The 12,400-nt window shown below is 36.1% G+C and carries 10 protein-coding genes, 1 pseudogene and 2 riboswitches; of the genes and pseudogenes, 5 read left to right on the top strand and 6 right to left on the bottom strand.

The window, feature by feature from the left end; all coding sequences use genetic code 11:
• From ACFXN8_RS20850 to ACFXN8_RS20840, 3 genes and pseudogenes are all read right to left on the bottom strand, one after another.
• Positions 1–220, bottom strand: a pseudogene (locus tag ACFXN8_RS20850) (CorA family divalent cation transporter); the annotation flags it as partial.
• Positions 221–258: 38 nt separating this feature from the next.
• Entirely contained in the window at positions 259–1,209 is a 951-nt protein-coding gene (locus ACFXN8_RS20845) for a magnesium transporter CorA family protein (RefSeq protein ID WP_376073787.1), read from the bottom strand.
• A 21-nt stretch (positions 1,210–1,230) separates the two neighbouring features.
• Positions 1,231–2,160, bottom strand: coding sequence for a magnesium transporter CorA family protein (locus ACFXN8_RS20840; RefSeq protein WP_386847486.1), 930 nt, complete (start codon positions 2,158–2,160; stop codon positions 1,231–1,233).
• A gap of 247 nt (positions 2,161–2,407) precedes the next feature.
• Positions 2,408–2,582: riboswitch (M-box (ykoK) riboswitch) on the bottom strand.
• 773 nt (positions 2,583–3,355) lie between these two features.
• Positions 3,356–3,529, top strand: a riboswitch (M-box (ykoK) riboswitch).
• A gap of 371 nt (positions 3,530–3,900) precedes the next feature.
• Here ACFXN8_RS20840 and ACFXN8_RS20835 point away from each other — a divergent pair.
• Together ACFXN8_RS20835 and ACFXN8_RS20830 are read left to right on the top strand one after the other, a co-directional pair.
• Positions 3,901–4,605, top strand: coding sequence for an MgtC/SapB family protein (locus ACFXN8_RS20835; protein WP_370042174.1), 705 nt, complete (start codon positions 3,901–3,903; stop codon positions 4,603–4,605).
• Positions 4,606–4,623: 18 nt separating this feature from the next.
• A complete protein-coding gene (locus ACFXN8_RS20830) occupies positions 4,624–5,397 on the top strand; it encodes a magnesium transporter (protein WP_386847485.1) in 774 nt (257 codons plus the stop codon).
• An 88-nt stretch (positions 5,398–5,485) separates the two neighbouring features.
• On the opposite strand, the gene hpaB is transcribed toward ACFXN8_RS20830, so the two are convergent.
• On the bottom strand, positions 5,486–6,922 hold the full coding sequence (gene hpaB, locus ACFXN8_RS20825; RefSeq protein WP_376073791.1) for a 4-hydroxyphenylacetate 3-monooxygenase, oxygenase component: 1,437 nt from the start codon (positions 6,920–6,922) through the stop codon (positions 5,486–5,488).
• A 345-nt stretch (positions 6,923–7,267) separates the two neighbouring features.
• Between hpaB and ACFXN8_RS20820 the strand changes: the two genes are divergently transcribed.
• Entirely contained in the window at positions 7,268–7,456 is a 189-nt protein-coding gene (locus tag ACFXN8_RS20820) for a hypothetical protein (RefSeq protein WP_376073792.1), read from the top strand.
• Positions 7,457–7,587: 131 nt separating this feature from the next.
• Here the strand turns inward: ACFXN8_RS20820 and recD2 are convergent, their stop codons facing one another.
• Entirely contained in the window at positions 7,588–10,020 is a 2,433-nt protein-coding gene (gene recD2, locus ACFXN8_RS20815) for an SF1B family DNA helicase RecD2 (protein ID WP_386847484.1), read from the bottom strand.
• Positions 10,021–10,458: 438 nt separating this feature from the next.
• On the opposite strand from recD2, the gene hisA reads away from it, so the two are divergent.
• Positions 10,459–11,226, top strand: coding sequence for a phosphoribosylformimino-5-aminoimidazole carboxamide ribotide isomerase (gene hisA, locus ACFXN8_RS20810; protein ID WP_376073796.1), 768 nt, complete (start codon positions 10,459–10,461; stop codon positions 11,224–11,226).
• 220 nt (positions 11,227–11,446) lie between these two features.
• A complete protein-coding gene (locus ACFXN8_RS20805) occupies positions 11,447–12,190 on the top strand; it encodes a GTP pyrophosphokinase (RefSeq protein WP_376073797.1) in 744 nt (247 codons plus the stop codon).
• On the opposite strand, the gene ACFXN8_RS20800 is transcribed toward ACFXN8_RS20805, so the two are convergent.
• Positions 12,187–12,400: hypothetical protein (locus tag ACFXN8_RS20800; RefSeq protein WP_386847483.1), on the bottom strand; the 214-nt coding region annotated here is incomplete at its 5' end. The genes ACFXN8_RS20805 and ACFXN8_RS20800 overlap by 4 nt on opposite strands.

Here is a 12,400-nt window from a genome sequence, read left to right as displayed (position 1 = left end):
CATGAATAACCATCAAGACCGCTCCGTTGCGCTCTTCAATTCGTGGGCGTTCTTCTATATCAAGTGAATCCGTTAAAAAATTATTTGGAACACCAAGAGCTGCCTCTACATGTTCAATTTCACTTGTTGTTGGTGCTTCAAGATGAAGCCAGCTGTTATAACCAATTTTTGATGTTTGTTCAAACTTACCTTCTGAGGTACTTTTGTTAATTAAAAGCATTTTATAACACAACCTTTCTTACGTACTATCTGAATATATTAGAAACGCAAAAATTTTGATTTGTAAAATACGTAGAAGAGACTTCCACTGATTCCTACCATTAGTCCAATAACTACTAAGAACATGAATGGCTGATCTTCATAGGGCAATGGGACGTTCATCGAGAAAACACTTCCAATTATAGTCGGAATCATTAGTACAAGCGTAAGAGTAGTCAGTATTTTCAAAACACTATTCAGATTATTATGAGTGATTGCTGCGTACGCATCCATAAGACCACTTAAACTAAGACTTCGCATTTCTGTTACTTCCGCTGCTTGTTCAATATCTACGAGCGCATTATGCAACATTTGTTGATCTTCTACGTATAGCTTTATATCCTGCCCTTTGGAAAGGTGTAAAAAGACATTGCGCATAGCTCGTAAAGATGTTGAAAAATATACTAAACTTTTATTAATATGAATCAGACCAAAAAGCTCTCGATTGTTATGTGATTCTTTTAATTCTCGCTGTAATCGTCCAACCTGCGCTTTTATACGCTTGAGAAAATCGAGATACGATTGAGCAATCGCTTCAAATAGAAGTAATGTTATTCGAGTCTTCATATGCGTTTGAAATGTTCCATATTTTCCTGAAAATATGTCTCTACATAATGGATTGTCTTCTTTTGTGACAATTATTAAATGGTCCTTTACATGAATAATCCCGATTGGTATCGTACGATAAGGAATTTCCTCGTACAAACGTTCCTCATTCATCACAACAGGAGAATTAAGAATGATGACCATTGACGAATCTTCTTTTTCAATCCGAGGTCGCTCATTGATGTCTAAGGAATCACGAATAAAATCTTTCGGAACATTAAGTTTATTTGAAATTTGAGAAATTTCAGCATCTGTCGGATCCACAAGATAGAGCAACGTGTTGTGAACAATATCAGATACCTGTTGTAATTGACCTATTGAATTACTTTGATATATCGTAAGCATCTTTTCTCCTCACTTTCTCTTCTAAAATAGCCGTTTTTTATAAAATACCCAACCTGTCAACAAGCTAATGACTGCAGAGATTGACATTAGTACTGCTAATGCATATGCACCATCTTGCTTTGGTAATGGGAAATTCATCCCATAAATTGTTGCGACCATCGTCGGAAACGTCAAGATAATCGTAAATGCAGTTAAAACTTTCACTACAACACTAAGGTTAATTTCAATCGCCGCAGAATATGCATCCATCATATTACCTAAATTTTCGTTGTAAATTTTTGATGTATCAAGAGCTTGTTGCATCTCATTAAGAGTGTCTTGCATCCGTTTTTCATCTTCTTCATTCATTTCAAGTACTCTTGACAATTTCCTCATCATTACAAGATTTACTGTTAACGCCTTTATGAAATAAACAAGACTCTTATTTATATTGAGTAAAGTATACACTTCACTGTTCTTGATTGATTTTTGTATTAATTTTTCAGATACAATAACTTTTTGATTAATATCATCAAGGCATCGTAAACAATAACGGGCCGAAATAAGCAACAATTGTAAAATAAAAGATACGTTTATATTGTTATTAAAATTCTTATCGAGAATTTTGCTAAATTCCTGTAAAATCGGATGATTAACGCGACAAATTATTACAATTACTTCACTTGTTTGAATAATACCGATTGGAATTGTCCTATATGGTATAGTTTCACCATTTGGCATTTTTAAGGGTACATTGACAATCAGTAATAAATCATTTCCGCTTTTTTCTATTCGTGATCGTTCATCAATATCAAGGGAGTCACTAATAAAGTCAGTTGATACTCCAAGTCGATTAGCAACATACTGTATATCCTCTTCGGATGGTTCAGTGAGATATACACAGCTACCCTGAACGATCTTAGGCTGTTCTTCCAGTAGCCCTTCTTTGCTTCTTTTATAGATTTTAAGCATTGAATCGCCCTCCTAATCTGCTGAATTAAAACAGATTTAAGTTTTTTACTCCTACTATCTTCATCGGTCGGACTCGGACTCTCCATTTTGACCCCCTCCTTTCTAAAAATGAACTCTTTTACCCCTGCTAAAAGGATTTAATCGATATGGCATTATGCAATAAGGATCTTTTTGGAAATTAAAAAACCCTCTAGGAGTCCTAGAGGGTTTAAAAAGTGCACAAAAATAAGCAGCACAAAAAAGCACTTTCGATTCCCCCTAGTCGAGTTTTAGCACTATACACCGTAAAGAGATGAATTTATCTCTTAGCCACCTTATGAAAAGCCTTAATCCGGCAATTCCTGTTCTACCCATGGGCATCTTTCGATATTTCTGGGCAGTGGCCTATGTTTGTATAGGAGCCTCACCTAACGAGGTTTTATTTAATTTCTTCGCAATCGTAAGCCGTATTTTTTGATTTGTCAAGAGTCAAAAAATTTTTTTTAGGTTTTTTTTATTACGAATTCCCGTGCGAAATAAGAAATAAACGGAGTAGAAATTTGCGGTTGTTTACGAAAAAAATTTTCTCAAACAAAACAGATAAAGAGCTTTCGTAATACTTTACTCTAATCAATTATGCCTCGGCATAATCTCGTAGCTCACATATTACCAAAAAGATTCCAGTAAACTTTGCTCCGTAACGAAAGTAGAGAGACAAAAAGCAATTGCCCCTCTCCACTCTATGTATTTTCATCGATTTTTGTATTGATCCTATTTAGATTTTTTGTTCAGCAGTTTTAAATAAAAAAACTTACGTATTCTGAAAAGGGCTTAACAACTGTTACAGAGGCTATTGATTATCGTAAATTACAAATTTATAAATTTTAAATTCGAAAAATCTCTACCCCACAATTTGATTAAGTAAAAATTGTAAGCATAAAAATATGGCTCATCAAATAGAGGATTTACAAGACCCTGGAGCGAGCCAGTAGGCGAGGGAAGGGTAAAGAGGAATTACGTCTCTGTGATACGCATTCGTAGCCAATATCATTTTGCCCCAAGTGGCTAATCGGACCCCCAGACGGAACAGAAATCCTCCCATGTTATGATGATGCACCGAAAATACACTATTTCCCTGATACCATTTTTTAAGGTTTTTTCTTTTGAACAGTTGTTGACAACCAAAATTATTCGGAGTACAATTCACTTGAAAACTATATGTCCTCGTTAGGTGAGGCTCCTATGCAAACATAGGCCACTGCCCAGAAATATCGAAAGATACCCATGGGTAGAACAGGAATTGCCGAATTAAGGCTTTTCTTAAGGTGGCTAAGAAATGATGTCATTTCTTTACGGTGTATAGTGCTAAAACTCGATTAAGGGGAAACGAACGTACTTTTTTTGTTTTTTTGTGCGCTTTTCACCCCCTCTAAATCGTTAGAGGGGGTTTTATTTTATTTGACTATAAAAGGGGGAACATGTGATGGATAGTTATTCGATATGGCATTTCATATTTTTAAATAATTCGAATATGGCAAAAGGCAGCGTTTTTGCGTTCAGTCCGCATATGTCCCTTACTTCAAAAACCCAATTATGAATTTTTTCGCAAATTGGCGTTTACCAAGATAGGTTTATTTGATGTGTACGTCGAACAAGATACATTCTAAGCAAGAAGCTCCCTTTTTTACGGGAGCTTTTTTATATTATTTTTATTTTAGTGGCATTCTATAAAAAGAACTGAAGAGGTGATTGACGATGATAATGACAGTAGAAATGATAATCAAGTTAAGCCTAGCTTTACTATTCGGATTATTGATTGGGATTGATAGACAGATTAAACAAAAACAACTTGGCATGAGACCTAGTATGGTCATCTGTATTGCCAGCTGTTTATTAACCATTGTCTCCATAGAAGCATTCGGAAAATTTGGAGGTGCCAACCATCCGAATATGGATCCGATGAGACTTGCTGCGCAGATTGTAAGTGGAGTTGGTTTCATTGGTGCTGGTGTTATTTTACGAAGAAGTAACGAGGTGATTTCTGGTCTTACTTCCGCTGCGCTAATCTGGTCAGCTTCTGCCCTTGGAATTTCTATCGGGGCGGGGTTTTATATAGAGGCAACATGTGCTGTCATCCTTTTGATAGTGGCAGTCAACATTGTGCCCTTTTTTATTAAAACATTAGGTTTATCAACACTTAACCGACAGGATATTTCATTAAAGATTATCGTGGAATCGAATTATCGTATGACAGAATTAATTAAAATGATTAAGCATAGAGGGCAAAATGGATCTTCCAAAAAATACGAGTATAAAATTCGGCATTTCAAGCTCAAAGATATTGATAACGATCACCAATTAATTGACTTAATTCTTTCGGTACCAGAAGACCAATATACGACGGAGATTTATTATTATGTCAAAAAGATTGATCACGTCCTGAGTGTCGAAATTGAGAATTTGTAATAGAAAGGAGCGTCAATAATGATTAGACTACATCAATATAAATATAAAGAAGAGTACACATACTACATGTTGCAATCTTTAAAGTCTGGAAAAAAAGATTCTTTTCGAAAGGATTTTCTAGATTTACACCCTATGGATCAAGCAACATTTTTTATAGAACTTAGTGAGGAAAGACGCTTCACAATTTATTCATTTTTAACTCCTTGTGAATTTGGAGAAATTTTTAGCGAGTTAGAACCATCTTTACAGAAAAAGTGTATTTTGGAGCTTGACCGTCCATTTGCAGTGGAGATGTTAAATGAATTACCTTCAGATGACGCTACCGATTTTTTGGGGCTACTATCATATAAAGAAGCTGATTATTATTTAGCGCAAATGGAAAAAGATGAAGCCGATGATATTAAGCAATTACTTCAATACAAAAAAGGGTCAGTGGGAGCCTTGATGACAACAGACGTAGTAATAGTTGCAAAAGATGATTTAGTAATTGATGTGTTTGAACGTCTAAAGCATAGCGAAGTAGATGCAGAAACTTTTTATTACTTATACGTTACAGATTCCAATAAACAATTGCTTGGTGTCATATCATTACGAGAGCTTATCATTTCCCCATCAGAGAGTCGAATGGGTGAAATTATGAACTCTGGAATCATTTCAGTGACTGCCAACACAGACCAATCTGAGGTCTTCCAAATCATACGCAAATATGGTCTTTTAGCAGTCCCTGTTGTAACAGAGAACTTTCAACTCCTTGGAATCGTTACTTTTGATGATGTGCTGACTAATCTATAAAGCTATTGATATTGTATATTTTTCACAGCAACTCATATCAAAGAGAAGTAACTGTTTAAATTAGTTTTAAACAGTTACTTCCTCGAAACTAATTATTATTTTTTAAAAAGCTTTCTACTCTATTCACTAATTCTTCCCTATTGTAAGAATTATAAAGCGCGCTAGCTAAACGGACTGGGTCCCCAAAGAAAAAGCGCTCATACAGTGTTTGTCTTGTACCGAAGCTACTCATCGTTAAATCCCAAGCTAGGCGGAATTTTTTGACGCGCTCCTCTCCACCATCTTGAAAAGATTGTAAATAGTGTTCAAGATCGCCGTCATCCGCAGTAAATGCTTTTTCACTTGGAATGGACATTAGTCCACTTGCGCCAAGTAGCTGGATAATTTCTGTAAAGGTCGGATACACTTTAGGGAAAACCTGAATAGCTACTTGTACTGTTGGAAGGTCAGGTCTTATAAAACCAAAAGCATCTTTTTTTGCTTCTATTTCAGACTTTAACAGTAAGGCTTTCATCGTTTCTAATGTCACGATGATATCAACTACCTTTTGCTGTACATGTTGGTATTCGCCGATATTTATCGTATTTATAATTGACTGTACAACACCTAAGACAAATTCAGTTTTGGCAATTTGTCGTGTAAGAACTTGGTGTAAACCATGTGTTTGAAAACCACTTACGTTCAAAAAGTTATTGGCAACTTCCACATTCTCATAATAAAAGACGCGTTCCCACGGTACTACAACATTATCAAATACAACGATTGCATCCATTTCCTCGTAACGACTACTTAATGGATAATCAAAAGCCGATTCTCCTCCGACAAATGATTGCCTACATAAAAACTTTAAACCTTTTGTATTACTTGGTATTGAGAAAGAATAGCCTTTTCCTTCATCAAAACCATTTGTTGATATAACAAGGAGTTCATCTGTAATTCCTCCCTGTGTCGCTAGTAATCTCGCACCTTTAATGACTAACCCCTCGCTCGTTTTATCGACAATCTTAGCTGCAATTGTAACCTCTTCATCTTCAAAATAAAATTTTTGACGGTTTACTTGTGGCTCGATAAATGTATGTGTCATAGTCAAATCATTCTCTCGAGCATACTCATAAAATTTTAACAAATGCTGAGGGAAACAATTTGGCTTATCTTTCAAATATTCTGCAACCGATGCTAGAGCCATTAATGTCGTATTCATGTAATCCGGGCTTCTCCCCATAAGGCCATTATTGGATAATGCCCACTCACGTATTGCATTACGTCTTTTCACGAGATCTTCGACTGTCACCGCTTGAAGGAAAGACATACCTACACGGTTATTACTCGTTGGTGAAACATATGTCATCTTTTCAACCAATGCCTCTTCATTTTGTAAATCAAAAAGCCTTGCCTGACTCTGCATTACTCCCTTAAATGCTGGATGCTCCGACACCTTCCCTGTGACAACTTTCCCATCAATTGAAATATATGTTTGTAAAGCGTCAATACGGTCGATATATTGCTTTCCTGTAATTACTGGCATGCAGTCACCCCTAAACGTTACAAATGTTTTTTATACTTATTTAGTATATGACATTCCCTAAAATAGGTTCCGCTTCAGCAAGCTGTATTATAGCAACCCCTCATAATTCACAAACTGTACTACTTTATAAATACAGTTAAAAACTGCCTTCATTGCACGATTTTTCAGTTATTTTAGAGAAAAACGGTTTCAATCAGCACTTTTTTAACAAGTTCATTTTTGCGACACATTCACAAAAAAGTCTCCTTCGACTAGTACAGAATTTCTAGATTTTTTATTTATGCAGGTGTAAGATAGCTTCGAAACTAAAAACGAAAACATCTTTTTTATTAAAGGAGAATATATATGAATAAACAAATCATCTCGTACGTGGCGCAAATGGAAGCTGCTTTAATGAGCAAAATGGAGGACCATAATGAAGAAAATCTTTTATTTTCTATTGCTTCAGATATGATCGCCAAAGAAAAAGATCAATTTAAAAATGTGTGCCAAGCATATGAAGTAGTTAAACATCACTTAGTTGGCATTCACTAATCAAAAAGGTCGCACAACAAAACCCGATCAATTCGAATTGATCGGGTTTTGTATTTTACTGTGCATATGGTAGGACCATTTGGTCGAATGTTGTTATTGATTACTTTTTCTGCCCCTCATACTATCCTCTTTTACTTATCTAAGTAATCATATGGCGAGATACCGTCCATTCCAATCAATGGATGGATATATGATTCCGTTTCTACCGTTAGCTTGAAATCAATGGCTTGTTTTTCATTTTGTAAATCTTCGTTTAATGGAATCGTTTCTAATTCTACAATTTCCTCTGCATTATCCATTGGATTGAGCCTTGCACGTAGAGACGTGAAGCGCTGTAAATCATCCGTACGCTGTAAACCATCAGCTAGCACATCAGGCTCACCACATAAAATTAAGAAATTTTTTGCACGCGTAATACCTGTATATAACAAATTACGACGCAACATTTTAGAATAGCCTCGTACGACCGGCATAATAACCGTTTGGAACTCAGAGCCTTGCGATTTATGAATAGAACAACAGTAGGCAAGTGTCAATTGATTGAGGTCAGTACGTTGATAAGTTACTTCAATACCGTCGAATGATACAACAAGCAAATCTTGTTTCTCAATTGTTTCCTTTGCCTTAATAATACTGATTACCTCACCCATATCACCATTAAAAACATTACTTTCTGGTTGATTGACAAGTTGTAAGACTTTATCCTTTATACGATATGTGACATCCCCAAAGACGAGCTCTTTTCTAGTACCAGTATCGTTTGGATTAATAAGCTCCTGGATCATTTTATTTAAATTGTCTATTCCTGCTGGACCTTTGTACATTGGTGCTAGCACTTGGATATTTCGAATTTCTTGCCCTTTCGTAACCGCACTTTTCACAACCTGTGTGACAACGTTTGCTACTTGATCTGATGAGGCTTTAATAAATGAACGATCAGACGTTTTTAACGTTAAGTCATTTGTGATATTACCACGTTTAATTTGGTGAGCAAGTTCAATAATAGTTGAGCCCTCTGCTTGTCGATAAACCTCTGTTAATTCCACAGTAGGTATTTGCCCGGAAGCCAACAAATCCTTTAACACCTGTCCTGGTCCTACTGGCGGAAGTTGATCTTGATCGCCAACAAATACAACTTGTACATCCTCATGCAAGGATTTTAATAATTGATGTGCGAGCCAAGTATCGACCATCGACATTTCGTCTACAATAATGAGTTTTCCTGTAACTTCACGCTCAGTTTCTTCCTCTTTTTCCTGACCAGTAAAACCTAGCAATCGATGAATTGTCATTGCGGGAAGCTCTGTTGATTCCGATAAACGCTTGGCCGCACGTCCTGTTGGAGCACATAAAATAATCGGAAATGGCTCTTCTTTTTGTGCATATTCCTTCGGGTTTAATGATAGTCCGTGTAGCTTTGCATACACTTCTACTACACCCCGAACAACAGTTGTTTTACCTGTACCAGGTCCACCAGTTAAAATCATAACGGCTGAGTTTAGCGCTTGTTGAATAGCATTCGCTTGTGTTTCAGCATATGTGACATTGAGCAGCTCTTCTGTTTCACCTATCGCTTTACGTATTTCGTCCTTACTAAAATGTTCAGCTTTCTTGTTACGTTCGATTAAACCTACTATTTTTGATGCAATTCCTACTTCTGAGAAATATAGAGATGGCAAATAGAGTCTCGTTTCTTCCCCACAAATCTTACTTTCCTCTCGCAATTCGATGCAAGCTTTAGAAATAATTTCAAAGGGAATTTCCTCTCGTTGGCTTTGCTCAAGCATATCTTTTACAAGTGGTAAAACATTTTCTGCATCTAAATACACATGCCCATCCGATAATGCTGCAGTATTGAGAGTATGTAGAATCGCCGCCTTAATACGGTCTGAATGATTGCCGGTAATACCCAATTTAGAACCTAGTTCATCCGCACGAAAGAAACCTACACCTTCTACATCTTCAATTAGGCGATATGGATTTTCAGTTAATAATTCAATTGCCTCTGTGCGATATGTTTGGTAAATTTTCATGCCGAGCTGTGGTCCGAAACCCCATTCATTAAGTTGAATCATCACACGTTCTAAGCCTAGATTTTGTTCAATCGTACGATGGATAACCTCTTTTTTTTCAGCAGATAAACGAGGTACAGCATCAAGCGCATTTGGGTCCTCTAAAATAAGACGTAACGCATTTGCGCCTAGTTTCTCTACGATTGTTTCAGCGGTTTTTCTTCCGATTCCAACAAACAAATCACTCGATAAGTAATGAATAATTCCTTGCTCTGTTGCTGGCACTTCCTTTGTAAATGTCTCAATTTGAAATTGCACACCATATTTTGGATGTTGTTTCAATAACCCTGTAAAACGATATTGTTCATCCATTTGTAGCGGCGGAAAATATCCAACAACTATTATTTCTTTATCTTCATACTGTAAGTTGGTCTCTTGAATTTTCACACGAACTATCGAATACATATTTTGCGCATTATGGAAGATAGAGACGATTGGACGTCCGAGTATAAAAAATTTATTTAGTTCAAATAAATCAAGATTATCTGCCATTTTCGGTTCGTCCTTTCCCGTTCATTTCAATCATTATATTTTACCATACCGTAACTTGAAAAATCGTTTAAAAAGAGAATTCACTAAATTTTAATCAATTATGTCTCGACATAATTGTAGCTGTCGCTTTGCTTTCGCTACAGATAAACAATGCGCCCGAAATCGTCTTTTTTAAACTTGCATCGGTAATGCCACAGGACGTAGCGTTTTACCAATGCAGACCTCTATTTCAGCGGTTGCTTGGATACACGCTGAAGGGACGGGAGACTTCTGTTAGCTGATCATTTTAATTTGCTACAAAAAATTTTGTAGCTGCCGTATCACTTTTGCTACGAAAACACTGAAAGAATATTTCGATAACTGATAATTCACAGTTATTATCAACCTTTCCATGCTATGATATAGGTGAATTTATTGTACGGAAGGATTGTGAAGCTAATGGAATTTAGACCTTGCATCGATTTACACGATGGCAAAGTAAAACAAATTGTTGGCAGCACACTAGGTCATAACGATCAAGAAGTTATCGAGAACTATATTTCAAATCATGACTCTAGTTATTATGCAAAAATGTTTGCCAAGGATCAATTAACAGGTGGTCACGTCATTATGCTAGGTGATGGAAACGAAGAGGCCGCATTAGCAGCATTAGCAGCATATCCTCAAGGGTTGCAGGTAGGCGGCGGCATCACCTCAGAAAATGCAAAAAAATATATTGATGCAGGAGCTACTCATGTTATTGTTACATCATTTATTTTCTATGATGGTAAGCTCCATTTAGATCGTCTCAAACAATTAGTACAGAATATTGGTAAAGAGCATCTTGTCATTGATTTAAGCTGCCGTATGCGCGATGGAAAATGGTTTGTTGTTACTGATAAATGGACAAAGTTTAGTGATTTTGAAGTAAATGCTGAGTCTATTGTATTTATCGAAAATTTCTGTGATGAACTACTTATTCACGCTGTTGATGTGGAAGGAAAAAAAGGTGGTATACAGGAAAGCCTAGTGCATGATTTAGCCTCTTGGACAACGATTCCAACAACATATGCTGGTGGCGTTCGATCTTTAGACGACTTAAAGAAATTTAAAAATATCGCAAATGGTAGACTTCACGTTACAATCGGTAGCGCTCTTTCAATTTTTGGTGGAGATTTGCATTATTCAGACGTAGTGGATTATTGCAAACAAGGCGGGGTATTGTGAAGTCACTTTATAATATGGATTATATTTTTCCTTTTTATGAAACTAAATGCTGAAATTATCGTTTGATTTACTATAGGGACTAAACTCCCCTTTTTTTATTTGAACTAGATGAAACAATAACGCTATAAGATTCAGAGCACTTATTTCTATATAGTAGCTAGTTTCGAAAAGCTACTATTAGTTGTGTGCACATTTATTAATAGAAAGGATTTAATGAAGTATGAAAAATGAACTTGAAGCAACTACTATACAAACTTTACAAACAGAATTAACACGCTTCTTCTTAGCCTATAAATTTGCCTTGCAGGAAATTGAAACGAAAATAAATATTTTACAAGAAGAGTTTAAACTAATTCATGAATATAACCCGATAGAGCATTTATCAACTCGAGTAAAATCACCGAAAAGTATATTATTGAAGGTCAAGAAAAGGAACCTTAAGCCATCTATTGAAGCAATTCGTGAAAACATTCGTGATATCGCAGGCGTCCGAATTACATGCTCCTTTGTAGAAGATATATATAAAGTGAGTGCAATGTTACAGGCACAAAATGATATTGAAGTTGTGGAGGTAAAGGATTATATTGCATCCCCAAAGGGAAATGGCTATCAAAGCTTGCATCTTATAATAAAAATCCCCATTTTTATGTCTGATCGTATGGAGAAGGTATATGCCGAAATTCAAATTCGAACAATTGCAATGGACTTCTGGGCTAGCCTTGAACATAAAATCTATTACAAATACAACAAGGAAGTACCTGAACATATCCGTTTTGAATTGAAGGAGGCAGCCATTCAAGTAGCTGAACTCGATCGAAAAATGGAACGACTGAATGAAGAAATCAATATTTTAAAAGCGAACGAAGCAGAATCATCATTTTTAGAAACTACTCCAATTGCACATTTAGCACAATATATCTATCAACTACCATTTGATGATCCTTCCGAGGATGATGAAGATTAAAATAAATAAGGATGCTGAACTAGTTTCGGCATCCTTTTAGTTTGTTGAAATCCTATTACGTAAATGAATAGTATTACTCTTCGGCACAACGAGGGGTTGATTTCCGTTCCGGCTGGGCGCTTTGTAGCTGCCGCTTTGCTTTCGCTACAGAAAACATTTGTTGTTGCTGTCGCTACGCTTTCGCACAGATAAAACAATTGTTGCTGTCGC

Source organism: Lysinibacillus sp. NPDC059133, assembly GCF_042755925.1.
GTDB lineage: Bacteria > Bacillota > Bacilli > Bacillales_A > Planococcaceae > Lysinibacillus.
The sequence above is the reverse complement of the archived record's forward strand: the minus strand, read 5'-3'. Positions and strand labels throughout refer to the sequence as shown.